This is a genomic window from Amycolatopsis kentuckyensis (assembly GCF_041679295.1).
In the GTDB taxonomy this organism is placed as follows: domain Bacteria; phylum Actinomycetota; class Actinomycetes; order Mycobacteriales; family Pseudonocardiaceae; genus Amycolatopsis; species Amycolatopsis kentuckyensis_A.
Map to the genome: position 1 here is coordinate 247,553 of NZ_JBGDMD010000011.1, position 25,580 is coordinate 273,132.

Consider the following 25,580-nt stretch of genomic DNA (forward strand, 5'->3'; position numbering starts at 1 on the left):
TCCGTAATAGCCGCCGCGCGTGCGACGACTAGGGACAGGAAATGTCTCACCCCAGGGAGCCGGCACGGTGCCGAAACCAATGATCACCCGCCAGAACGGGATGCTTTCCCGATCTTCGCGCGCCACGAACAGCGCGGCGACGAGCGGCAGCAGGCTGAAATCCGGACACCGGTCCGAGAACTACGTCCGGGCCCTTCGCGCGCTCGACGCGGCCGGGAGTCTCAGCGCGGTGGAGACCGACGAGTTCGTCGACGGAGTACGCCGCGAATTCGCCGACAAGTACCACACGATTCCGTTCGGCATTGTGGCCGAATGCTTTCTCGGCGAACCGTTCGAGGTGCACACCCTGGCGTTGGACGGGTCGATCATCGAGCACTACCACCGCGGGCAGGCGCTGCCCGCGGCTCTCGAACGCGCCCGCGCCCTCGCCGTGTCACCGGCCTACCTGGCCGTCGAGGTCTACCCGGACCGGCTCGTCTGCGTGCGCGCTGACGGCTCGGTCGTGCTACTGGAAGGTGAGTCGTGACCGACCCCGTCGCCAACGCGTTCCGGCAGATCAGCCGGGCGGTCGAGCAGCTCGCCGACTCGCAGGCCACGCTGAACCAGCAACAAGTCGTGCTCCACCAGTCGATCGGCCAGGTCGCCGTCGCGCAGGACCACACCAAGAATGAGCTGCTCGGCCTGCGCGCGGAGTTCACCGAATACCGGCGCCGGGACGAACTCCGCCACAACCTGCAGGTCGCCCACACCGAGATCATCCAGGTGCGCCAGGAGCTGGAAACGAACTTCGGGCACTTCGCCGAGGTGCGCCGGCTTGCCACCGGCGCACTGCAGGCGCTGGACGTCGGGATCGTCACGCACGGCGCGATGCGCCAGCTGTCCGAAGAGCTGATGCTGGTCACCCCGCGGTACTGGCTCGCCCCGGCGCTCGTGGCCGTCGCCGCCTGGATCCGCGACGATCCCGACCTGGCGCAGAAGGCCCTGGTGGAGACGACCCGCCGGGACAACGACAAGGCGGCCCTCTTCTTCGCGCTGGTGCTGCGCCGGCACCAGCGCAACGAGGCCACCGCGCGGTGGCTGCGCCAGTACACCGCGCGCCAGGACCCCACCGGGCTGTCTCGCGAATTCACCGTGATCCTCGACGCGGTCAGCACCGGCGCGTTCGGGCACGAGTCGAAGCACCTGGTGATGCACCAGCTCGGCGAGTGGTACGAGCGCCTCGCCGACGACCGCGACACCGTCGACAAGCAGGTCGACCGGTGGGCCCGGCTGCTCGACGCCGACCGGCGGCCGGTCGACCCGCGGTACACCGTGCTGCCGGCCATCAGCCCCACCTGGCCGGAGCTCAAGGAGCTCTACGAAGGGGCGACCGTGCACCGCACGGCGGAGGAGCGGTTCCGGACCCTGTTCACCGGCGAGCTGCCGCAGAGCGAGGACCTGCGCCAGCGGGTCGACGACATCCTCGACGGGCTCGTCACCGGCTACGACGTCGAGGAAGCTCCCCTGCGCCGCAAGGAACACGAGCTGCAGGAGATCGTCAAGGCCGACGGCGACAAGACCCAGGCGGCGAAGGCGGTCCAGACGGCCGCCCCGCTGCACGAGGAGACGGTCGACTTCCTCACCCTGCTCAGCAACGCGGCGGTGGGTGACCCGCGCACCGGTACGTCGCCGGGCACCCAGCGGTTCGCGGTGGCGCTGGCGAAGGACTGGATCGTCGAGGGCGCCGGGCGGCTGGAGGCGGCCAACGTCGCCGCACAGCCCGCGGCCGTCGAGTTCCGGCTCGAGGGGTGGGCAGCGCGGATCGACCAGACGACCGGCGAAGCCGACCTCGTCGCCGGCCTGGCCGCGCACATCGACGCCGAAACCGAAGCCGCGGTCGCCAAGGTGAAGTTCACCGGTCCGCCACTGGCGTCCGCGATCACCGCCGGAATGGTGCTGTTGCTGGCGCTGTGGGCGGGCTTGGCGCACAACCCCGGGCTCGCGGTGTTCTTCCTCCTCGGCACGGCCGGCCTCGCCGGTTGGTCCGCCTACCAGGCCCGCGCGCTACCCGCACGCCGCCGGGAACTGCGGCGCCAGGGCGAGCAACGCCGGGCCGTCGCGGTCGCGCAGCTTCGGGGTGGCATCGCCGAGCTGGTGGACCTGCGGGCCGAGTGGGAGCGTGAACTCGCCCTGGCCGCGGCCTTGCGCTCGTACCTCAACCGGTTGAACAGCACGGCGTTCGCCGCCCCGGCGCCCGGCGCGAAGCGAGGAGCGTGACATGCCCAGAGCGATCACCGGTCGCCCGGAAGTTCCCGAACGCCCCGAAGAATCCCGGCCCCGGCCGGTCCTCCAGGATGACGAGGTCGCGCTGGACCTGCCCGGCTGGGACCTGCTGCCGCCCGCCGAGTTCCTCCGACGACACCCCCGGAAGTGACGGCGTGCACCGGACACCCGGCCCGTACGCCGCGTGGGTGAGCTGGCTGACGGCCTTCGGCCGGGGCGAGGACCTGCCGGCGGGGCACCTGCAGCCGATCGACGCCGAACTCGGGCCGCAGATGGCCGAACGGCTGGCCCGGCACGTCGCCGAGGCGTTCCACGACCGGGTCCGCCGCTGGCAGGAGGCCTTCTCCCGTGACCAGCAGCTGCTGCTCGCCCAGCCCGAGCGGGCGATGACCGTGCTCCCGGTCGTCCTCGCGGACGCTCGGAAGCGGCTGGGCCCGTTGGTGGCCTTCACCGTCCACTCCGGACTCCCGAGCGAGCTGCGCACCAGCGTGGCCGACGCGCTCCGGGAGACGATCTCGTCAGCGCAGCGGAGTCTCGAAGACTCCGTGCGCGAGGCGCCGGTCTCGCTGCGCAACGCCGTCCGGCAGAACAGCCTCGAGCCCGCGCTGACCCGCCCGGCGGCGGCACCCTCGCCCGCCGGACCGGCGCGTGGCCGCCGGGTCATCCTCGACTAGGGAGAACAGGGACATGCCCAACGGGGCGGAGACGAAAGCCCGCATCGAGTCCTACCTGCTGGCCCGCATTCCGTTCGTGTCCGTCCGCACGGTCGAACGCGGGCGCGCGCTGGAGATGCTCGGCGAACTCGCCAGGGAGAAGCAGCTCGACATCGTCGTGCACACGCTCAGCCAGGGCCTGCGGGACCTGCGGAACCGGCAGGTGCTCTCGGACGACAAGTCGCTGCTCGGCGCGCTCGACCTGGCCGGCGAATGGTTCCAGGCCCGGGCGAACCAGACCGTCGTGTTCACCGACGTCCAGCACCTCGGCGACGACAACGAGATCTCGCGGCGGTTCGTCGACCTCGCCCAGCTGGCCGAGGAGCACGGCGGGTGCATCATGGTGATCACCGCCGATCCGACCTGGAACACCCTGCAGCGCATGGGGATGGCGGTCGCGCTCGACCTGCCCGACGTGGACGAGATGCGCGCGGAGATCGAGAGCTTCCTGCACCAGTACGCCGGCGAGATCCGCATCGAATGGGGTCCCGCCGAGTGCGAGGAGGCCGCGTCGATCCTCACCGGGGTCACGAAGATCGAGGCGCTGAACATCCTCGCCACGTTCGTGGTGCGGAAGTCCATCACCAAGGCCGAGCTGGTCGAGCTCGGCCGGGCGAAGGACTCCATCTTCAGCGAGCTGGCCGGCATCGAGCGGGTCCCGGTGCGCGCCGGTGACCACCTCGTCGGCGGCCTGGCCGGGCTGCGGCGGTGGCTGGATCGCAAGCGCCCGCTGCTCACCATGGACCTGCGCGACCGCGGGATGCGGCCACCCCGCGGGGTGCTCCTCGTCGGCGTCCCGGGGTGCGGCAAGTCGTTGTCGGCCAAGGCGATCGCGAGCGACTGGCAGCTGCCGCTGTACCGGCTGGACATCGCGTCGGTGCTCGGCATGTACGTCGGCCAGTCGGAGGGACGGCTCCGCGAGGCGCTCGCCACGGCCGACGCCGTCGCGCCGTGCGTGCTCTGGATCGACGAGATCGAGAAAGGGCTGGCCGGCTCGGGCACCGACAGCACCGGCATCACCACCCGGCTGGTCGGACAGTTCCTGTACTGGCTGCAGGAATCCCCCGCCCGGGTCTTCGTGGTGGCGACCGCCAACGACGTCCGGGCGCTCCCGCAGGAGCTGCTGCGCAGCGGCCGGTTCGACGACATGTTCTTCGTCGACCTGCCCGACGCGGAAGAGCGGCGGGAGATCATCCAGATCTACCTGGGCAAGTACCTGCGCGCGCCGGTGGCGGACGACGTCGTCGACGAGCTTGTCCGGCTCAGCGACGGGTTCGCCGGCTCGGACGTCGAGGCGGCCGTGAAGGAGATCGGTTACGAGGCGATCGCCGCCGACGATGACCGGAACGTGCCGATCGAGTTCTACCGCGACGCCTTCCGCAACATCGTGCCACTGGTGCGTTCGGCGCCGGAGCGGATCGACGAGGTCCGCCAGCTGCGCGACCGGGCCATCCCGGCGTCGGGGAAGGTGCGGGACTCGGCCGAAAAGACCGGCTCGCGCCGCGTGGTGCTCGGCTGAGGCTCCGCCGATGACGACCGGGCACCTGAGCGAAGCCGAGCTCCACCGCCGGGCCGGCGAGCTGGCTGCGCAGGTCGAGCGGGATCCGACGGCCGTGGACGCGAGCTTGACCGGGGCCGTCGGCTACCTCCTGGTGGATTCGCTCGACGACGCGGCCCCCGGCTTCGCGGCCGACCTCGACACCGCGGTACTCCTGCTCGAGCACGGGCTCGCCTTCGCCGCCGACGATCCGCTGTCGTGCTCCTGGCGGACCGCGCTCGCGGTGGGGTACGCCTACCGGGCCATCGCCGGAGACAGTACACAGTGGACCGTGGCGCTGCACTGGGGCGAGCAGGCGGTCGCCACCGCGCCGACCGCCGAAGAGCTCGCCGAAGCGGTGCTCACGGTGGCCGACATTCGTACGGACCGGCTGGCGGCGCTGTGGGACGACGACGTGGTTACCCCGGCGACGCGCCGGCACGAACTCGACGACACACTGGCGGCGCTGTCCGTGCTGGGCGAGCAGCTGGCGGACCCCACCGATCGCGCGCTGCTGGACTTGCACCGCGGCCGGCTGCTCGGCGTCCGGTACGACCTCGTGGCCGCCGACACCGACCTGCGGCACGCATTCCGGTTGGTGGACAACGCTGTGGGGTGCCTGCCGGCCGGGCATCCCATGCTGCCGGAGGGGATGTCGTCACTGGCGGGACTCCACCGCGACCGTTACGCGAAGGACGAAAACCCGGACGACCTCCACACGGCCCTCGCCTTGGCGACGGCTGCCGTCGAGGCCACCCCACACGGCGACCCCGCACGGCCGATGCGTCACCTGTTGCTGGCCAGGCTCCTGCTGACGCGCCGGGCCGAGAACCCGGATCCCGACGACCTCGACCGGATCATCGACAGCCTCGCCGTCGTCGCCGACCCGGCCGATCCGGAAACCGCGGTTTGGTACGGCGCAGCGCTGCTCGAACGCGGGGAGGAAACCGGCAGCCTCGCCGACCTCACCGCGGCCGCCGAGTGGCTGGCCCGCGGCGCCACCGACCAGGACCCGGATGCCGTGGACGACTGGCTCGTCTGGAGCCGGCTCGCCGAGACGCACAGCGAACTGTTCGAACGGACCGGAGACCAGCGCCACGCAGACGCGGTCCTGGAAGCAGTCGGCCACGGCATCGGGCTCCCGGTCCCCGATCCGAACTTGACGTACGAGTTCCACGCTCGGCGGCTCCAAGCGGTCTTCCAGGACGGCAACCGACCGGAGCTGCGCGAGCTGCTGGCCCGGCAGCCGGTCGTAGAGTGGGTGCGGCGGGCACACTCGGCCGTCGACGAGGCGGCAGCCGCGGGCGCCCTTTCCGAAGAAGCGGCTTGGCTGTCGTACACGGTCGGGATGTCCTGGTACTACCTCGTCACCAAGGGCGGCCACGGAGTGACCACCGACCTCGGCGCATTCCGCGCCTTGCTGGACTCCATGGGCCCGCTGTTCCAGAACGCCGTCGACGTCCTGGACCTGGGTCCGGAACTCCGGCCGCTGCTGGAAGCGATGACAGAGTTCTTCGGCAACACCGCCCGGATCGTCGCCGGGGACGGCGACGCGGATTTCTCCGCCCTGCGCCGCGTGCTCACCGGAGCGGAGTTGCCGGAGGGCCTCGACGACCTCCCGTCGCTGGCGACCAACTTGATCGCCATGGTCGGATCGGCCACCGGGTCCTTGAGCGCCTTGGACACCGGGTTGACGCACATAGCCGGCATCCGCGACGACGAAGCTGAAGATCCGGCCAAGCGCGCCGAAGCCGCGGCGATGCACGGGTTCTTCGAGGTGAGCCGAGCCGTCCACGCGGGGAAGGAGATGCGGGAGATCTTCGAGCTCGCTCGGCGTGCCTGGGACCTGCTGGACGCACTGCCGCCCGACCCGACCAGCGAACCGCTCTACGACCTGCTCGAAGGTGTCCTCCGTGCCGGGGCAGCCGCCTTGGGGACCGACCCGCCGCCCGTCCGCGACCGCGTGCGCACCGAATCGTGGCTCCGGAAGTTTCTGGCACCGGTAATGGCCAGCGACGAAGCGCTTGTTGCCATCAGGAACAAAGATGTCGCTGCGTTGCGGGAAATCTGCGCGCGCTGGTCGGAGGTGGAGGTACCGGCCGACGCCGAGGAGGCGTTGGGGCTCCACGTGCCGCGAGCCGTCGCGTACGACAACCTCTCGCTGCTGGACCCGAGCGACACCGAAGCACTGGAACGGGCCATCGAAGCCTACCGGGGGTGCCTCACCGGGATCCGCCGGGACGGCACCCCGCTGCTCACCGAGCAGACGACCTCACTCGCCGCCGCGCTGCGGCGGCGCGGCCGTCCTGGGGACTTCGCCGAAAGCCGCAAACTCGCCCGACAGGTCGTGGAGAACGCCGCCTGGCGGGTGCTGATCCAGTCCGAAAGCGAGCACGCGATGGAGATCGCGCGCACGGCGATGGACGCCGCCGACCGGCTCGCCGCCTGGTGCGTTGACGACGACGCGGTGGCCGAACTCGTCCAGATCGTCGACGCGCGGCGCAGCCTGGTGCTGCGGTCGGCCAACACCACCCGGTCGGTCTCGGCCCAGCTCGGCGCCCTGGGCCAGGACGAGCTGGCGCGCGAATGGGAGTCCACCGGCGGCGTCGACGAGCCGCTGGCCTCTGGGCACGGTGGCCCGGCCACCGGCTGGGGCGCCCTGCGGCGCAAGGTGCTGCGGGTACTGGCGGAGGACTCGGAGGACCTGCTCAGCCCGCCCACGGTCGAGGAGGTCCGGAACGCCCTGCGCGCGCAGCGCTCCGACGTGCTCGCCTACCTCCTGCCGGCGAACGACCACCACGGGGCGCTCGCCGTCCTCGTCCCCGCGGACGGTGACCCGGTGGTGCGGCCCCTGCCGAAGCTGGGTGATGCCGAGGCGGTCAAGCGCTACCAGGAGGCCTACGCCGCATGGGACGCCGCGCCGGATCCGAGCGGCCCGGAGTACCGGCAGTGGCGCACCGAGCTGCGCGAAGTCTGCGGCTGGGCCTGGGGCGCCGCGGCCGGTGAGCTCCTCGCCCACGCCACCGAGGTCGCCGGGGTCGCGGGGCGCGATCCGCGGCTCGTGCTGGTCCCGCTGGGCGTCCTGGGCCTGGTGCCGTGGCACGCCGCGTACCGGCGGGTCGACGGCCGCGACCGGCACCTCGTGCAGGACGCGACCGTCTCGTACGTCCCCTCAGGGCGGCTGCTCTGCGAAGCCATGGCGCGCCCCGGCGTGCGCGGCGACGCGGCCTTGCTCGTCGGGAACCCCGTCGGCGACCTGCCCGACGGCGCGGCCGAAGCGCTGGCCATCCGCGACTCCTGCTACCCCGGCGGCCGCTTCCTGGGCGGCACCGGACAGGCGCACTGGTGGATCCCGGCCCCGGCCGGTCCGGGCACCCCCGGCGAGGTGCGGGATCACCTCCGCGACCCGCTCGGCGTGCTGCACCTCGCCTGCCACGCATTCGCGGACGTGCGCAGCCCGCTGCGGTCCCGGATCGAGCTGTCGGGTGGCGCGTTGTCGGCGCGGGACCTCCTGGAGCTGAGCCCGGCCCGGCCCCTGGAACTCGCGCTGGTCGTGCTGGCCGGGTGCACGACCCAGGTGTCCGGAGTGGACTACGACGAGGCGCTGTCCCTCTCGGCGACCTTCCTGGCGATCGGCGCCCGGACCGTCGTCGGCTCCCTGTGGCGAGTGCCCGCCGGGTGGTCCACGGCCGCGCTGATGTGGCTGTTCCACGAGAACCTGCGCCGCCACGGTCTCGCCCCTGCCGAGGCGTTGCGCCGCGCTCAGATCACCCTGCTGGAGGATTCGCCGTCGCTCGACGGGCTGCCGGAGGCACTGCTGGAGCTGCGGCCGCCCGGCTCCCGCGCGATCGGCATCGAGAGCTGGGCGGGGTTCACGCCGCAGGGGCGGTGAACAGGACCTTCAGCAGCTCCGCGGCCGCGTCCGCGGTGATGGCGGAAAGGACGTAGTGGTCGGCGATCGCGGGGAGGAAGGTCAGTGGGATCTCGTCGGGCGACCGGCCCGGCAGGACGACCGGCAGCAACTTCCTCGTCCACAGCTCCCGCTTGCGGTGCAGGAGGTCGGCCAGCCTGCTGTACTCCGACCGGATGCCGAGGTGGCGCGTCCCGTCGGTCAGTTCGCCGTCGCCCACCGCTTTGTACGCCGGTGACGCCACGACGATCACGTAGTCGCTGCGCAAGAGCTGGTTCGTCGTCCACTCGTCCCAGTTGCGGCGGCGTTCCAGGCCGTCCTGGTCGACGCGCACGTCGACGCCCGCCCGGCGCAGCAGCCGACACAGCTTCATGACGGCCTGCTTGTGCGCCAGGGACTCCTGCGCGTAGGAGACGAAGACGCGGGGCCTGCCGTCGCCGGCCGGCATGGCCGGGACCTCCGGTTCCGGCGCTCCCGGAAGCCGCACGGAGAAAGAGTCCGGCTGGCCGCTCGCGCGGAGGGCGAGCCCGCCGTCCACCGTCAGGTTGTACGTGCCGCCGACCAGCACCGGCAGCTCGGTGCAGCCGGGTGGGGCCAGCAGGACGAGCCACGCGGTGTGCGTGCCGGCGCGGACGTCGCCGGAATGCCGCCACCGCACGCGTGCGCCCCCCAGGCCGGAACAGGTCACGTGCGGCCCGACCGCGGGCAGCGCGATGTTGGCCTCGCTGGCGTCGGCTGCCCAGGAGGAGCGGCCGTCGGTGCGGCGGACGAAGTTGAGCTGCCCGGTCAGCTCGTAGGTGCGTGCGGGCTCGGCGGCCAAGACCGCGCGGGGGATCGCGTCGACCACCATCACGTCGGCGGCGTCGAAGGCGAACTGCACCTCCGCCCAGGCCGGCGGCGCCTCCCCGGGCGGCACATCGAACTCGTAGTTCACCCGGACCAGGTAGGCCGCGTGCCCGGCGAAGCCGGCCGGCAGTGGATCGATCCGGTGCAGCTGCCAGCCGGAGAACCGGATCAGGCCGATCTCGATGCCGTCGGGCGCCATTTCGACTGACCTCACGAAGACGTCGAGGAACAGCGGGACACTGCCCGCCATCTGGTTGTCCGTCGACGAAAGCACGGATCCTCCCTGGGTCATGCGAGGGTGACTTTTCGACCAGGCAACGGAACGAGATCCGCCCAGCCCGCAGCGTGGTCCGGACGTCCGGACGTCCGGCGCCGAACTTTTCGTGGCTTAGCAGCGTCGTCCGGTACAAGCCCGGCGCAGCCGGCCGACGCGGCCCGGAGCGCGGCGTCCGCGGCGTTGACGATGCTCGTGGTGAAGCGGGCACCGGACAGCGCCGTAGGCTCCACCACATCCGGCTCGCCGGACGGCGAACGTTCACGGAACAGCTCGTGCAGCGAACGGCGGCCGGGCTCGACGCCCACACCGCGATGTCGAGGTAGCCGGTCACGGGTCCCCGGTGGACCGGCAGCTCGGTGAGGTGCGGAGCACGGACGTCTTCGGTCCGTTCGACGTGCACCGGGCGTCCGGTGACCACCAGCACGTCCAGCCGGGTGCCCGGCTCCGTGGCCACGTCGCGCAGGGACACCGCGACGTCGGCCGAAGCTCCGGTTCCGCGACGCCACGGCCACGTCGAGGTCTCCGGTCGCTCGTCGGCCCCGAAGCGGGCGGTGCCGGCTGGCAGGGTGGGCGCGGGGCAGGCTCGAAATCGATCGTGCGCATACGCAGGCGCCGCTCCTGCGAACCGGACCGGAGCGGTGCCGCCCGGACGCCGTCCTGCTCGAGGACCCGGCCGCCGACGGGCTCTGCGGTCACCAGCACGACGATCGTCTCCGGGCGGGCAACCGCCTGGGGAAGGTCGGCCGGCCAGCTCAACGGCACCCCGCGCAGTGCGCGGACCAGGCCGGTCACCCGGAGGTCGTACTCCAGGTGATGCCCCCGTCTCGTGGGCGACCGCTGCGAGCCACCAAGCTCCCCGAACTGCTCCTTCGAGAAGCGAGATGAGCGGCACCGGCAGCTCGGAAGTCAGCTCGTCCACCAGTTCGTCTCCGGTGAGCTTCAGCTCACTTGGCACCGAGCAGCGACGGAGCACGTGTCGGTCGGAGCGGTCGTCGATGAAGCGCAGGGGTCCGGCCGGCGGGGTGCTGAAGGTCCGCACGAACGGCTCCCGCCAGCAGCTGAGGGTGACCTTGTCGGCCGACGCCAGGAGTTCGGAGCATGGATGTCCGGTGAGCCGCTGCTCGTACTTGGCCGCGTACCACTTCAAGACGGCACGGACGACTGCGGTGCACCGATCGATCTTCCGGCGGCACGCGTACTCCACACCCGCGTTTCTTTCTTGCATCTCCTGAGCGGCGGCGATTCGGTCGAGTACCCCGAGCAGGATCGTCTCCAGTACGTCGAGGTGGCCGGCGAAGGGACGGAAACGGAGGCGTCCGCGTCGATCGGCAACCCAACCGACGACTTCGTCGCGGGCGGCCGCGATCGTCGCCGCGCAGCGCGCCGTCCGTGCCCGCAGGCGGTCGGGTGTGACCGCGCCGGCGAGCAACGACGAGACCGGAATTGTCGGCTGGATGTCCATCGCTCCCTTTGGTCGCTGCGCTACATTCCGGAGTTACACCTTCAAGACGGCCGAACGGGTGATTTCCGAGCGAGGCCAAAAGGGCTGCCACCGGCGGTCACGCCTCCCTCGTACCTGCGATTGCCGCCGATGAGCTCGGTCTGCCACCGCGACGAATGTGCTCTGAGCCGTGGGCGGAGCCAGCCGAGAAGACGCTGAACTGCGCAACTCCAGCAACCTCGGCGATCGTCCGTCAGGTAGTAGTCGCAATGATCATCGAAGGAGGGCTCATGGGTGATCTGGAGAATCGCGTAGGACGGCTCGACGCCGAGGCGGATTACGCGGCCCGCACTTTCGACCGCGCGAACTTCAGGTTTGAACAAGCCAACGAAGAGCAGGACAGGTTCGAGCACTTGCGAACGGCCGCAACCGCACTCAATGCGCTCGGGAACCTCAGGCTCGCCCAAGCGATGCTCTTGACCAGCGACAACAGGTGATTTGCCCGATCGGGGCGCAACCCCGGAAGGAGAGATATCCGTCGTCGGAGCCGCTCACCGTTCAAGGCCCCGGTGGTCCGGCCGGATCCGCGACCTCGTCAGCCGCGCGCCGCCGGGTCCGGGAAGTTCGAGCAACTCGGCCCCCTCACGATCCGAGACGGCGGCACCGGCGACCGCCATCAGGCCAGCCTGTACTTTGCGTGGGCTGGCGACTCCGCGGGCCTCAGCCGCGGCGTTCGAGACGCTCAGCTCCATCCTCAGAGAGTTGGGCGGCCCTCGTCGGCTCGGCCGCCTCCATGGGGACGGAGAGGCGATACAGCACGGCCCGTTGCCGGATTGTCCCCGCCGCATGAACTATGTCTCACCTCGTTGCCGGAATGACCGAGCACCAGGCCAAGGGGCGCGAGGCCGGGCCGTCGGCATGCGGCTCACCCACGGCGAGGCGGCCAAGTTGTCGGCCGGCCTAAGGCAAGACCACTTCGAAGATCGGGTGCTCTAGATCACGCTGACCTGCGCCGCGAGGAAAGTGTTTCCGTTGTTGATTGCCGGTCTCCTCAGGACGCAGACAGGTCTCCAACAAGCCAATCTCTGAGCCGCATCACGACAGCGGAGCCGAGTTCACGACCGCCCCCGTGGGCCTCATTGCTGGGTCGGCGGCCGCAGCACGTCCAGTACCGTTTACCTGCCGGTCTTGTTCGGTCCTCCACTTCCGGAGAATCCGCCGACCGTAGTTGTGCGTTCCAGCCGCTCGGTCAAGCTCGGCGCCAGTCGGCGTGCGGACGCAGGCCCGCTCGCCCACGTAGTACTCCCACATCCGCTGCTCAGCCGTTCGACCGCAGTTCTCCATGCTCAACGTCGAAGCCACGACTGACTGAACCGGCATCGAGGTCTCGCAATCCGTCTCCCTCTCGCGAGCTTGACCAAACGTCTCGCTACCAGCGCCGGCGGTCTCGGTGCCAGTCTCGCGAGACCGCTGCTTCAACGCGCCGTTCAACAACTCGACCGCCAGTAGCAACACCAGTGGCGGACACGCCGCCACCGTCACCTGCAACACGCTCAAGGCCGGCGCCGAACCGATGTTCGCCACCAGCGACAGGCAGATTCCGAACACGAACGCCAGCCACGCCACGCACCGGCCCGACCGACAACCAGCGCGGTGGGTCTTCCAAAGTTCGACCGTCGCGATCGTCAACAGACCGTCAACCAGCAGCGGCCAGATCGATGCCGTCACCGTGTCCGCACCGAAGCGGAGCGCGAACTCCCGTCCGTGGCGATACGAGGCGTACGCCGCGCCCAGGGCGATCAGCCCGGTACAGGCGCACTGAATGGACAGGGCAAGGTCTTGAGCAAGCCGTTCCCTGAGCCGCGTCACGATCGCACCGCATTGCTTGCGGTCTCGACGGCCACACCCGCGTACCGATCAAGTGGCTTCGGCGAGGAGCTCGGATCATGCGACACGGACCGACATTTGCGAGCCCGAGAGCGCACGGTCACGACGACAGACGACGGCACAGGGCGGCACTACCGCGACCCTATGACCGAGAAAGACGACCTTGTCCAGCATCACTCGACATCATCCGGAACATCAAGGTGGGCACTCTTAACCAGCGGGTTCGGGGTTCGAGTCCCTGATGGCGCACCCCACTGAATCGAAGCCCACCTGCGGGTTCCTCCGTCGCGAGGATCTTGCCGGTGGGCTTTGATCATGTGGTGGAACCGGCGTGAGCCCGAATGCGGGCCGCACTTTCGCGATCGATCTTTGCCTGACCTCCGCTTTCGCTGCTTTCGACGCTGCTTGCGCTGCGGCCGCAGGTCGTTGGCTTGGTCACGGGCGGCGGCCAGGATCAGGGCCGCCGTGGCTTCGGCTGCCTGGTGAGCAAGGCAGCGCAGGACGCTCGTATAGGTGTCGGCGGTGATCACGATGCTGGTGTGCCCGAGCAGCGCCTGCACGATCTTGAGGTCGTTGCCTGCCGCCAGCGACAGGCTCGCCGCGCCGTGCCGTAGATCGTGTAGCCGAATCGGCGGTAGCCCAGCCTCTGCGATGAGCCGGGTGAACGTGTGGGTGAGGTAGCCGGGACTCAGTGGCCGTCCGTCCGGCTTGCGGAACAGGAACCCCGTCGGCTCCCCGACATCCTCGCGGAGTTTCCGCAGGGCGCCCACCAGCAGGTGGTCGAGCGCCACGGTACGGACACTTGCTTCGGCCTTCGGCGGGCAGACCACGGTCCGGCCACCACGGTCTTGCACCTGATGCGACACCTGCAGAGTCCCGGCATCCAGGTCGAGATCACACCACCGCAGCCCGGCCGCCTCACCCCGGCGCAGCCCGAGCAGGGCGATCGACAGGAACAGCGCATACAACGGGTGCCCCTTCGCATAGGCGAGGAACTCGGCCGTCTGGCGTGCCGTCCACACCGCCACCGGTGGCCGTTCACCGGTTGCCCGCCAGTGCACTACCCGGGCGTCCGTCCACACCACCGCTCGCGGCCGTCGCCCCGGCGGCAACTCCACCAGGTGCGCTGGGTTGCGCTCGATCAATCCCACGCGGATCGCACCGTTCAGCACCGCATGCAGCACACCGCGGATCCGGACGAACGTCGCCGCCGCCAGCGGCCGCTCCCGATCGGCGTTCGCCCGGCAAGTGCGACGAACATCGCTTGCACTCGAGCCGTGGTCAACGACCGCAGCGGCACGCTGCCGAGGTACGGCTTTAGGTAGGTGTTGATGTGCTGGGTGTATAGGCGGCGGGTGTTGAAACTCAGCGACTGGCACATCTCCAGCCAGATGTCCAACCACTGCCCGACCGTCACCGCGCTCCGGCCGGGATCCACATCCGCACCGAGTAAATACGCCCGCGCCTGCTCCGCCGCCCCACGGCTCCGGAACCCGCCACGCCGCACCCGATGCCGACGACCATTCGGACCGCACGGCAACTCCAACGAGAAGTACCACGTCCCATGGCCACGCTCACCAAGCCGAGGACAACGTGTCCCCATACGGTTACACGGCCCCAGACTTCGACAACCGCATCTCTTATACACCGCAGCTCGTCTCGCCATCACGGCCTCCTTGGACTCGCCGACAGCGTGCACCGCTGCTAGTGACAGCACCACAAGAAGCTCACCGGCTGGCCTGAACAGATGACCCGCGACCAAGGACGTCGCCGCCGGGTCAAGGTGACAGTCGAAGCCATCATCGAGATCGCCGACGAGAACGCACTCGAACAGGCCACCCATCGCCAACATCGAATCAGCCGAGTTCATGCTCCTCCGGCAGCAACGTCAGCGTTTCGCAGAGCCGACTTGACGAACAGGACGACATCCGCGGTAACTCCTTGGCCGCGGTGCAATGGTTGGTCGACGCTGGCGCGGTAGCGTTCAATCGCCCTGGAATCGAGTTCGACGGAGCGACCGAGAGCGTCGACAAGGACGGCTATCCGCTGTCGACTTGGTCGCAGTTCGGTCAGCTTTTTCCCCTACAGCTACGGTGCCAAGTCCTGAACCAATGCAGCGACTTTCAGATGCCGCCATGCACAGCAGCCGCGGTGGACGGCCGCTGGTGTGTTGGCCGACCAGGCCTACGACGATGTGCTCGAACACGGCCACGAGCCTGTGGACAACAACGGCCACCTGAGCTACCGAGGCCCAGGTCATTGACCTGGGCCTCGGTTCCCCCGCTCGGACTCGAAGCAAGAACCCTCCGGATTATTGGTTCGAGTGGTTTCGGGTCGACGTCAGTCGATCTAGCTGGGATGTTTGCAATCGCTCATGCCCTCAGTCGCTGTCAGTCGACCTCGTTCGACCTGCAATTTCGCCCTTAAATCGCCCCCATAGTTCAACAGCCAGTGCAGGCGCGGTCAGGTGATCGGAGTTCGTGTCGCCCTCGACGGCGCCGCGGGAAGACCTGCACGGGCTGTTGCTAAGGCGGTTGTGCGGATCACGCTGACGCGACACTGCGGTCTACCACGGCTGGGCCGCGCTGCCGTCCGCATCGAGACCCCACTTCAGCTCAGCATCGTCTCCGCGCGCCGCGGTCAGTGCTTTTCCCGGTGACGCATCAGACCACTCCATGTCCACCGAGTTGATGGCGCACAGCGCGAGCCGCTCGGCGCTTCGCTGGTCGCCGCGGTCCAGCAATTGCTCACTGACCGCCACCAGCCCCGCCGTTACTCCCAGGACGGAGGCCGCCATGGCCAGGGACTCGGCTTGGGCGAAATCACCCCTCCGGGCATGGAAGCCGGCTAGGGTCACGTACGCATGGGCGACTTCGTCTTCCGTCTGCGCGGGGTCCGCCGTCAACCAGGTGTCCGCGCCTGTCGAGAGCTCACGCGACCGGCTGTTTTCGAGCCTGTCGCGCAGCTGCCGGGCGACTTCGTGCTCGCCGAGTGATTCCAGCACCTCACGGAGTACTCGGCTGAGGTGCGGCGACGCCTCGACGATGGCCGCGGCCTGGTCTTCGACATCCCGCGCGCCGGATACCCTCGCCAGCAGCCTCCTCGCTCGCTCGTAGTCGCCGGCGCGAGCACCGATCAAGGCCACGCGCAACGCGTCCTCAGATTCGTCAGGATCGGGGGCTCGTGCCAGCAACCTGCGAGCCGCGGTCTTGGCGCCTCTGTCCTGCCGTTCGTCCGCGAGCGTCCACAGCACGTCGGGGTGGCCCTCGACGGCTGCTTCCACGGCGAGCCGCTCCGCGCCTTCGGCGTCCTCGAGCCCGTCCCGCCTCGTCGCGAATTCCGCCAGCGCCGCCCATCGCAGTTCTTTGGGCAGGCCTTTGACCAGCTTCTCAGCTTCATAGGGGAAGTCGACGTCCCGCCATTCGGCGATAGACACGGTCGCTGCCCATGACCCGAGTTCGACGGCCCGTCGTGCGACGGCTTCGGCACCTTCCTTGTCCCCAGTGCTTTCCAGCTCGGACGCGAGGTAGTCGAGGGCCTTGAGATCACCTATGTCCCCGGCTTGGCGCAGCAAGGACACCCTGTCACCGCGACCGCGGCCGGACAGAGCCACCAAGGTCAAAGCCTCCGGCACGCCAGCCGCGGCGGCCAGTCGCGCGACGCGCTCGGCGGCGTCTGGGGCTTCCTCGAACAGGCAATGCGATGCGAGCGCACTCAGCTGTCTACCGGCATCGATCGTACCGATGCGTTTGTACAGAGACGCGGCGATCCGCCACCGGAGCCGTGCCGCGGCACCGGCTGCCATCCGCAGCCGGCTATCCGACGTCACCTCGCTCTCGGCAACCGCCGTCCAGAACTCCGCGGGCGGAAACTCGAACCGGCGGTGCACCCGGCCGCGCGCGTCCAGGTAGTCGTCGAGCCGATATCCGGGAAGATCACGGTGGAGCGCCGGACCGCTTGCGGTCCCCGGCTCCAGCAGGTCGGCGATCGCCGCATCGAACCAGGACGGGGTCTCGTCGGCACTGCGCCGGGCGTCGCCGTCCAGATAGCAGCGCGTCGCGGCGTACAAGAATGACGTCGAGAACCATTCGCCGTGCCCGAGCCTGCGTGCATCCATCAGGGCGTGCACAGCGGCCTGCGCCACCGCGCCGGCCGTCTCATACCGGTGCAAGAGATCTGTCGTCCCGGCCAGTTCCTGCGTCACCGAGGTTCCCGCCGGCCGGCTCGCCGCGGCCACGAGCAACGGGTCACCCGACTGTCGCGCCACGGCGACTTCGGCGTTCGTGAACCGGTCCGGCACGCGAACCTGGTTGCCATCGAGGAGCCGCCGGGCCGCGCGAAAGCGATCTACCTCGGCCTTCTCCTCGGGCTCGTGGGTGAGTTCGTGCGCATGTTCGGGCCATAATGTGCCGAGTACCAGGACAGGTCCGCGCGACTCGTCGGCGAGCAGTGCCAGCAGCTCGTTCGCGATCCAGGCTCGGACGTCCTCCGCGGGGTCGGCCAGGTAGCGCTGCGCCTCGTTGAGCCAAATCACTGTCTGCGGCTCGACCAGTTTGAGCTCGTCGAGAAATCGCCTAGGCGGCAGAGGATTCGTCTCGGGCCAAACGCGCCAGCCCGCTTCGGCCAAGCTGGGTGCGCCCGGGCCGCTCCCCCGCCGGTGCAACGCCTCGTACAGAGCTCTGGTCTTGCCCGTGCAGGAATCCCCGACGAGGATCGCGCAGCCCGACCGCGCCGCCGGGCTTGCCGCGCCGGCGACCAGCTCGTCCAGAGCGCGGTCATGAGCGCGGACCACGTACGCGGGCAGGGCGCCGCCGCCTTGTGCCGCTCTGTGCACTTCGAGATCCGACGCGGAGAACGAATCGATCGGCCCGCCGGGCGGCTGGCGGCGTTGTCCGGCGTCGCTCTCGGCGGCCTCCCTTAACGGCCGGACGGCGGAGCTGTCAAGAACGTGTGCTTCCGGCACGAACAGCTTCCACTGTTTCGAGGCGGACTTCTCGACCGTCGCATCGGTGACCAGCTGCCAGTGGCACCGTTTGGTGTCCAGGTCGACGAGCACCACGATCACGGGAACCGAGAAGCGGAGCCAGTACTTGAAGTGCGCGGCCTTATCGCGGAACCACCAGCCGCCGTCGGCCGGGGAACCGAAGTAACTCCGGCCGCTTTTGATCTGCAGCGCGATCAGCCTGCCGAGCATCTCATCGCCGTCGACCAGTTCGACGTGGGCGTCGATTCCGTAGTCCTCGAGCGGCTGCTCACGGAACACCCACTGCAGGCCGGACTCGACCGCGTGCCTGGTCTGGGTCACCCCGGCGCTCGCGGTCCTCGCGGAGGCAGGGCGATGGACCATTTGCCCATCTTCTCCCATGGGCCGGCGCCGTGGCCACTCGCCGCTCGGAGCGCCTTCAGCCGTCCTCGTTGCGGTTCACCACCCGCAGGACCAGCCATTGGTCGAACCAGGCTGCGCCCGTCGTCACCACCAGCATCAACAGGCCGATGAACAGGTGGCGGTAGCTGTGCGCGGCTTCGTTCTGCAGCTTCGTGAGCCCCTGGGCGACCGTCGTCCGGGCTTTGCAGACGTGGCGGCGGTAGTGGTCAGGTCGGTTTGCGGACTAGGCCCGTGTAGGCGGCGATGGCAAGGGTGGCGAGGCCCCAGAGTAGGGCCTGGAGTGCCCAGAGGATAACGGTGAAGGTTTGACCCCAGGCGGTGACGGTGTCGAGGTCGCAGCGAGCGCGCAGGCCAGTAGTGCCGAGCGGGAGACCGCGGTCAATGCCGAGACCGATGAGTTCGACCGGAGAGCAGGTCGCAGCGGGAGAGCTGGCTGACGCGGTGGCGGGTGGGACGCGTTCGGCGGCATGGTGGCCGGGATTGCTCGTAACGTGCCCGGCGACTAAACCGACTCCTGCGGCGAGGGTGAAAACTACCCCGAGGGCGAGCATGAGGCGGTCTGCGCGGTAGCCGTAGCGGCCAAGCCAGCCCCAGAGTGCATGGCGTCCGCGTGCGAGACGGTTGCCCACATCGTGCGGAGCGCGGCGGCGGAGATCGTGTTGTTGCGTGATTAGCACTTCACGGGCGTTGTTTTCGTGGCCGACAGCCCGCTCGGTCGTGGCGAGTTGTTGAAAGGGCTGGGGCCAGTAGCTGGGAGTGTGGTGAACCAACAGGTGCAGCCACTGACGCCATGAGATCTCGCGTAAGACAGGATAGGTCAATCCGTGGGCAGTGATGATGCGGTCGCTGTCGGGGCAGCCACGGCGGCTCATCCCCTGTCTGCCGGCCGGGCACACCAGCGCAGGGGGGAACAGTGCCCCGGTGATCTGCGCCTCATGCAGTATCAGGAGCGGCCCTGAAGTGTTTTCCAGCTTGGACATCAGCAAGGCAGCTTGGCCACTAATTCGAGCGCCGGACAACCGGATCGCTCCGAGCTCTCCGGAGCCGGTGGTGGCAGCTCCTTGCATGAACAGGTTGCCGTCGATCCGGAGGAGCTCGCCCGTCAGGGCAGGCCCCCTGGCGCTGGTGATGTTGGCTCGTTCGAGTTGGCAAGAGCCACCGATCCGGGCATCGAGCAGGCGGAGTGCGCCGCGTTCCCCGGCGCCAGCGATCGTGGCGTCCCGCATGAAGAAGCTGCTGCCCACGCGGAGGCGCTCGGCATCCACTGCGGGCCCCTCGGTGCCGGTGATAGTGGCGCGATCAAGTTCAAGTGTGCCACCTATCTGAGCGCCGAGCAGGCGGAGCGCACCGCGTTCTCCAGCGCCAGTGATCGCGGTGTCCCGCATGAGCAGGTCGCTGTCGGCACGGAGACCGTCTGCGTCCAGGGAGGAGAGCAGGCTACCGTTTAGATGCAGGTAGCGAAGACGCGCGTCTCGGCAAACGATGCCGTCCGGAAGCGCACATCGGTACAAGTCCAGGCCGGTGACGGCGGAGACGTGATCGAGGTCGAGCTGCCCAATGACTCGCGCCCCTACTACCTGGAATCCGCGGGGGTCGAGGTCGCCGCGCATGCCGCGGAGCAGTTCGCGGAGCAGATCTGCTCGTATCAGCAGTTCCGGATCGTCGGTGAGCGCCAGTTCCTCCACCGTCCTCGCGGTGGCGGGTTTTGCCACGCCCCCGCGGCGGGCGGCGGCGACCACTTCTTGCTCGAGCTCGCTCAGGTCAGTCAAGGCGCGTGAGGGGTCCGTCTCGTCCACGTAATCGTAGTCGATTGCACGCTACGGAATGTGACATCTGGCAACCACGCGACAGTCACGGGCTCAAATGCGGCTCACCCTCGTCGACACCCGCCGTGCGCGTGGCCGGCCACGCGCACCTCCAACACCGACGCGATCGACCAGCACCTCGACCACATCACAGCACAAGCATCGCCCTGGACCCTCGCCTGGCCCCGCGGCCTTCGACCGATCCACACCGTGAACCACCTGGACCGAACTCGCCGAGGTCCTCCACTCCCCGGAACCATTCCGAAGTCTTCACAGACTCGTCCGTCGCAGCCGCCGAGACCCAAATGGTCAACGCCGTCTCGAAGCGACGCACTGGTACAGATGAGATCGACCGCTTCGACCCTCTGGTACTTCACCAGCCGCTGAGGCATTCCACTCGGCGTAACCAGACCCGACACAACTCCCGGGCCTACCCTTCCCGCCCCGACCAGGGGCTACTCGTACCGTCGCGTAGCAGGACCATCTCCATCCGCCGCAACCCACAGAGAGCACCTCGCCTCCGGTTAACTGGAGGTGCTAACCCTGGGTCGACGTCAGTCGATCTAGCTGGAAATGTTGGCATTCGCTCATGCCCTGATTCAGTCCCAGTCGACGTCAATCGGTTCGCGTGGTTGTCTCTCGTCTGATGGCCGTCGGGATGTGCGTCGATGGCCCCGTCGCTGGCGTCTGTTGTCCGCCAGCTTCATCCAGCGGATCGTGGTCACGGCCACCACTGGGCGGCGTCCAGAACGGCATGAGCCACTTCGGATGCCGCCTGCTCGCGGAGGAGGCCGGCCGTGTCGGCGAGACGGTCAAGTAGCGTTGCTCGTAGCATTTCGGGCCGTAGGCCGGCGCCCGCCGTCGGCGCGGCGTAACACTGGAGCATGGCGGCGAGGGCGTTGTCGCGGCTGTGGCCGTCGAGGTACGGCGCTATTTGGGCAAGTGTCTGAGAGCGCCGTAGGTCGTCACGGATGGCGAGGGCGGCGTCCAGGGCGGCCGGCCGGTCTTCCGGGAAGCGGGCGAGAGCGGCCATCGCCTCTTCGCGGTCGTCGCCGGTCAGGCGCAATGCTGCGCTCCGCGCCGTAGCGGCGTCAGTTAGCGCAGCCAGAGCTGTCACGTACGCGGGGCCAGCGAGTTGCCCGGCTATGGCGAGGGCGACCTCCGGCTCAGTGCCGTGTAAATGGGGCGCTAGCAGTACAAGAGCTTGGACGGCCTCACGCCGTTGCAACCGAACAAGGTCTTCGACGACTTGCAATGCGATCCGCCGGCCCGAGTCGGTTAGGTCTGCTGCCAGTCGTTCAAGAACGAAGAGGAAGTCGCCGGGCATTTCACGTGCCATCGGGACAGCTTCGTCCAGTGCGTTGTCTGCGCCGGCGTGGCGGCGCGCGGCGAACGCCGCCGTGACGAGGTAGAGATTGCTTCCGCTAGCTTCCGCCATCGTCTCTGCTGCTGACAGCTGAGCCTCCGGCAGGTACGAAACGAGGGCGGCAAGCAGGTGTGACTGCTGAAAACTGTCCTCTATACGGCCCACCGCATCAAGGGCGTCGCCGAGCAGGTGCGGCGCCAGCGACCCGATGAGCGCGGCGTGCCTCTCGTCGCGCAGTAGCGGACCAGCTTTCTCGACGGCCTCTGCAGCGAAGGGAGCTCGCTCCGGCTTGGGCAGCCGCGGCACTAGAGCTGCCAGAGCGTGAGCCTGGTATGGCTCGTCGTGGATCGACTGCACGCGAGCTAGTTCGGCGACGAAAACTGAGTCGCGGCGTGCATTGTCCAGCTGCGGAAGCAGGACTGCCAAGACCCGCGCGCGGAGCTCATGATCTGCAACGTCGTCCTTGGCCCGTACAGCGGCTTCCAACTGGTCTGGAGGTAGGTCGGCAAGCGCGGCGAGGGCAGCCTCGCGCTGCCAGAGCGAGTCCAGCATGCCGGTGCCTGCGGCGGCGTGCACTGTTGCTCCGATCCGGCCCGACAGAATCGCGCGCCGACGCTCAGGTGACAGCGACGTGGCGAGGAGCGGCAGGTTCATGTCGGCGAACGCCTTCGCGAAAAGGCTGGTGTAGCTGAGCAGTTGGTCGACGAACCTGCCGACGCGTGCTGCACGCCGTGCGGGAGACAGGTGCGGGGCGACGACGACTAGCGCTTGCAGGTACCACCGGTCGGTGGTGTCGCGGTCTTCATCCCGGTAGATCCGTTCGGCGAGGTCGAGCAGGCCGTCCAACAGGTCCTCGTCCGGTTCGAGCTGGGTCAATGCCGTCAACACATCGGGGAGACCGTCTTCGTCGAGCGCTTTTGCGAGAGTGGCCACCTCTCGGATTGTCGGTGCCGGATCTGGCTGCGCACTGGCGAGTGCACACAACGCGAGGCCTTTCTCCCAATGCTCCTCCATGTTGTCGATCTCGGCCCGTATCTTCACAGTCAGCTCTTCGCGTAGCGGTTCGCGTGCCTGCGTCCCTATTGCAGCCAGCGCCCGCACGTACCCGAGTGGGTCGTCAATAGAGTCCGCGAGCTGCGCGGCTACCGGGAGGTCCTCGTCTGCCAAACGCGCGGCGACGCGAGTGAGGATGGTCATCACATGCCGGTCGTCGCCGAGTGTCTCGGCGGCCTCGATGATCTCACCAGCTAAGGCCGTCGATGTCGCGGTTGTTGCGGCCAGCGCACTCAGGATCAGGCCACGTTCGTGGTCGTTGCGGTCGTTCGCGGCTTGCAGTTCGACCCTGACGGCTTCTTCCGCGCGTGTCGGGTCCGTGAACAGCGGCAGCAGTCCAGCAATCGCTCGTGCGCGGTTGTAGGGATGCCGCCAGGCGTGCGCTGCATCGATCGCCTGAGACAAGGGTAGCTTTCCGTATTGGACGCACAGCTCCAGCAGTCGGCTAGGAATGCGTGCGATTCCAGCCGGGATCGACGCGAGATAAAGGGCATATCGAGCCTTATGGCCGAGATCCGCCGCCTGCCCCATCGCCTCGCGGACGTCCACCAGGTAGTCGTCCAACTGCCCATTCAAGGTCTTCGCGTGATACCAGCCGTTACTTATTTGACTGCCGACAGACCACTGCCTGCGCAGCAAGGCGTGCAACAGCTCCGGCTGGCCGGAGCGGAGGAGATGCGCTGTCAGGTGCCGCAGGGCATAAGGGTCGAGCGCATGCCACTCCCGTTCCGTCCACTGCTCCAGCGCGGACCCGTAATGGTTCGCAAAGAGTAGGTCGTATTCGACCAACTCGTTGTCTCGTGCAAGAACCTCACGACGCCACTGGGCGATCAGCGGGTGAGACATCACGTAGGTATCCGCCACCGGGTCCCACAGGACCAACCTGCGCAATTTAGACAGCGCGGCGTTGAGAGCGTCGCCACCTTTCACATTGCACCGCGCGGCCAACTCCAGGAGCTGGACGCGGCTTAAGGGCGCAAACGCGCAGGCGAGCACGCTGAATACGACTCCGACGTCAGGTGGCCGGGAACCAAGCGGACCGTCCCACAACTGCTGCTCTTGGTCTTCTAGCCAGCGCTTCAGATATCCCCCTAGCCCAGGCTGTCGGTCGGCCTCAGCCAGCGTCGCTATCCAGTCGTCACGATCAACCGCGGTGGCGAGCTCCTCAAGATAGAGCCGAAGAGCGAGGGGATCGCCGTCGGTAAGGTTGACCAGCAGCGGCCGCAAAGCGCCTGTCTGAACCGGGGTGAGCGACGGTCGCACGCTGTCCAGGGCCTCGCCGACGCCGGCTTCAGTGAGCACCTCCAGGTCCATCGCGCCGGCCTCCCCGGGGTTGTCACCCACGAGGCGATGACACCAGGCTGCAGCATTCGGCCGATCCGCTGTCTGCCGAGCGGCCACCAGCAGCCGGACCCCCTCCCCGAGCCTGCACCGCCGTCGGGACAGCACGGCCGCCGGATCCCAGTCGGCGGCCTCGTCGAGGCCATCCACGATGATCACGAGTGGGTTGCCGAGCGGGGCCGGCCGCGCCAGGAATTCCATCAGTGCGTCACGTAGCTCGCCGACGCTAACCCCTCGGGACGCCTCAGCGGGGTCCTCTCGGTGCACCTGAGCGAGTCGAGCGACCAGCGCGCGCAGAACGTCGTCTTCGGTGTCCGTGCCGGAGCCGATGTTGATTGGTACGAAGACGGTTGGGCCGTTGCGGTACTGCTGCCACCACCGGGTGAGCAGCGTGGATTTGCCCCGGCCGGGTGGCGCCGATACGACGAAGCGGGCAGGCCCGGCTGGGTCCCGGGCCCAGCGGGTCAGCTCGTTGAGCTGCTGGTTGCGTCCGCCGAACGGGATCGGGGCCTGTCCGTCGACTGCCAGATGGTTGGCTTGAAACAGCTCGATGGGCTGCGCCAAGGGTAGCGGCCAGGCCCGATCTGCGTCGCGTTTCTCGGGGACGACGGGATGGCCCGTCACCGTCTTCAGAGCTTCGCGCAGCCGCGGGGACGCCGCCAGCGCGGTGGCGAGTGGCACCGCAAGCAGCCTGCGAGCCTGCCGGTCGGGTTCCACCTCGACGACGATCCCAGCGAGCCGGCCGTCCGCCAGTACGACGCCCGCACCGGACATGCCGCCCCATTGGGCGACTTGTTCAGGCGTAGCGGTTGCGACGTCCAGCGGCATCACCTGGGACGCCCCGCCAGCGCGTGGCTTGACCTGTCCCATCGGCAGCAACATCCCAACAGCATGCTCGCTTTGCCTGACAGTCTCGTCGGCCGAGGTCCCAGGCAGGGGCGGTGCATTCGCATCGGGGAACCCGACCGTCTCGCACCTAAGCTCGGCAGCGCTGGCGAGCTCAACGATCCGCGGCCCATTGGAGGCTGGTGTGAGCCAGGCGGCCAGCCCCTTCGGATCGGCCGGATCCACCTCGAGAACCACGAGGTCCCACTCGGGGTCGTCCGCCACCACCCGCATCAGCACCCATGGCCCGACGGTCGTGCTCGGCCGGCCGGTCGGCCATGCGCCCGCCAGCGACGGGTGCACGCCACGCGCCAGAACCCGGATCGGCTGACCGGCACTCACCACGTGCCGCGAGGTGAGCACTCCTGTGCGACCGAACGCCACCCCGGACCCGGCCTGGCCAGGCGCGGCCCAGACCTCGACCAGCCTGTCATCCCAGAGCCAGTCCGCCATAGCACTAGTCACTTACCAGGCGCGGTCTGGTGCCCGAACACCTGCATGGGCTTACCGTCGATGAGTGGCGTCAATTTCAAAGTCAGCGACTGGGTTCGCTCTTCACTGCTCTTGAGGCCAGCACCCGCCTCCACGACGTACCAACGGATCTTCCCCGAGCCGTCCGCCTCTCGACGTGCGACAGTCTGCAACGTAACCGTCACCTCACTAGCCTGGAACTTGATCGCGCGGTCACGGCCACGCTCCCAGGCCGCCTCAAGCTCGTCGCGCAGTCCCTCCAGCACTGTCGCCAGACTCACCTCGTCTGCCATGTCGCCTCCGAGCGAACATCGATGCGGTTGCACTCATGGCCTGTACACCCACACGCCCACGGATTGGTCTCAATGCCTCGGTCTCCCGCATGCCTACGATCTCACCG

General features: G+C 68.6%; 15 protein-coding genes. 7 read left to right on the plus strand and 8 right to left on the minus strand.

Features of this window, described 5'->3' with window-relative positions:
- Positions 1–67 precede the first annotated feature (67 nt).
- From ACERZO_RS39460 to ACERZO_RS39485, 6 genes are read left to right on the plus strand one after another with little or no spacing between them, the layout of a single operon-like run.
- Positions 68–526 (plus strand): hypothetical protein, encoded by a 459-nt coding sequence (locus tag ACERZO_RS39460; protein ID WP_372671115.1) that lies wholly within the window; start codon positions 68–70, stop codon positions 524–526.
- On the plus strand, positions 523–2,256 hold the full coding sequence (locus ACERZO_RS39465; protein WP_372671116.1) for a hypothetical protein: 1,734 nt from the start codon (positions 523–525) through the stop codon (positions 2,254–2,256). The genes ACERZO_RS39460 and ACERZO_RS39465 overlap by 4 nt, the downstream gene beginning before the upstream one ends.
- A 1-nt stretch (position 2,257) precedes the next feature.
- Positions 2,258–2,413 carry a hypothetical protein gene (locus ACERZO_RS39470; protein ID WP_372671117.1) on the plus strand — a complete coding sequence of 52 codons (156 nt, stop codon included), beginning with the start codon at positions 2,258–2,260 and terminating at the stop codon, positions 2,411–2,413.
- A 4-nt stretch (positions 2,414–2,417) separates the two neighbouring features.
- On the plus strand, positions 2,418–2,936 hold the full coding sequence (locus ACERZO_RS39475; protein ID WP_372671118.1) for a hypothetical protein: 519 nt from the start codon (positions 2,418–2,420) through the stop codon (positions 2,934–2,936).
- 13 nt (positions 2,937–2,949) lie between these two features.
- On the plus strand, positions 2,950–4,494 hold the full coding sequence (locus ACERZO_RS39480) for an AAA family ATPase (RefSeq protein WP_354916893.1): 1,545 nt from the start codon (positions 2,950–2,952) through the stop codon (positions 4,492–4,494).
- 10 nt (positions 4,495–4,504) lie between these two features.
- Positions 4,505–8,404 carry a CHAT domain-containing protein gene (locus ACERZO_RS39485; RefSeq protein ID WP_372671119.1) on the plus strand — a complete coding sequence of 1,300 codons (3,900 nt, stop codon included), beginning with the start codon at positions 4,505–4,507 and terminating at the stop codon, positions 8,402–8,404.
- Here the strand turns inward: ACERZO_RS39485 and ACERZO_RS39490 are convergent.
- On the minus strand, positions 8,385–9,542 hold the full coding sequence (locus ACERZO_RS39490; protein WP_372671120.1) for a toll/interleukin-1 receptor domain-containing protein: 1,158 nt from the start codon (positions 9,540–9,542) through the stop codon (positions 8,385–8,387). The two genes, ACERZO_RS39485 and ACERZO_RS39490, sit on opposite strands and share 20 nt — an antisense overlap.
- A gap of 1,734 nt (positions 9,543–11,276) precedes the next feature.
- Between ACERZO_RS39490 and ACERZO_RS39495 the strand changes: the two genes are divergently transcribed.
- Positions 11,277–11,483 (plus strand): hypothetical protein, encoded by a 207-nt coding sequence (locus ACERZO_RS39495; RefSeq protein ID WP_372671121.1) that lies wholly within the window; start codon positions 11,277–11,279, stop codon positions 11,481–11,483.
- A 598-nt stretch (positions 11,484–12,081) separates the two neighbouring features.
- Here the strand turns inward: ACERZO_RS39495 and ACERZO_RS39500 are convergent.
- The 7 genes from ACERZO_RS39500 to ACERZO_RS39530 all read right to left on the minus strand — a co-directional run bounded on the left by ACERZO_RS39500 (position 12,082) and on the right by ACERZO_RS39530 (position 25,473).
- Positions 12,082–12,855 carry a DUF2637 domain-containing protein gene (locus ACERZO_RS39500; RefSeq protein WP_372671122.1) on the minus strand — a complete coding sequence of 258 codons (774 nt, stop codon included), beginning with the start codon at positions 12,853–12,855 and terminating at the stop codon, positions 12,082–12,084.
- A 191-nt stretch (positions 12,856–13,046) separates the two neighbouring features.
- Positions 13,047–14,057: a site-specific integrase gene (locus ACERZO_RS39505; protein ID WP_372671123.1), complete on the minus strand. Its 1,011-nt coding sequence runs from the start codon at positions 14,055–14,057 to the stop codon at positions 13,047–13,049.
- Positions 14,039–14,743 carry a hypothetical protein gene (locus tag ACERZO_RS39510; protein ID WP_372671124.1) on the minus strand — a complete coding sequence of 235 codons (705 nt, stop codon included), beginning with the start codon at positions 14,741–14,743 and terminating at the stop codon, positions 14,039–14,041. Before ACERZO_RS39510 ends, ACERZO_RS39505 begins: the two co-directional genes overlap by 19 nt.
- A gap of 696 nt (positions 14,744–15,439) precedes the next feature.
- Entirely contained in the window at positions 15,440–18,178 is a 2,739-nt protein-coding gene (locus ACERZO_RS39515; protein WP_372671125.1) for a DUF4365 domain-containing protein, read from the minus strand.
- Positions 18,179–18,465: 287 nt separating this feature from the next.
- Positions 18,466–20,055: a hypothetical protein gene (locus ACERZO_RS39520; protein WP_372671126.1), complete on the minus strand. Its 1,590-nt coding sequence runs from the start codon at positions 20,053–20,055 to the stop codon at positions 18,466–18,468.
- Positions 20,056–20,785: 730 nt separating this feature from the next.
- A complete protein-coding gene (locus ACERZO_RS39525) occupies positions 20,786–25,162 on the minus strand; it encodes a trypsin-like peptidase domain-containing protein (protein WP_372671127.1) in 4,377 nt (1,458 codons plus the stop codon).
- An 8-nt stretch (positions 25,163–25,170) separates the two neighbouring features.
- On the minus strand, positions 25,171–25,473 hold the full coding sequence (locus tag ACERZO_RS39530; protein WP_372671128.1) for a trypco2 family protein: 303 nt from the start codon (positions 25,471–25,473) through the stop codon (positions 25,171–25,173).
- Positions 25,474–25,580 lie beyond the last annotated feature (107 nt).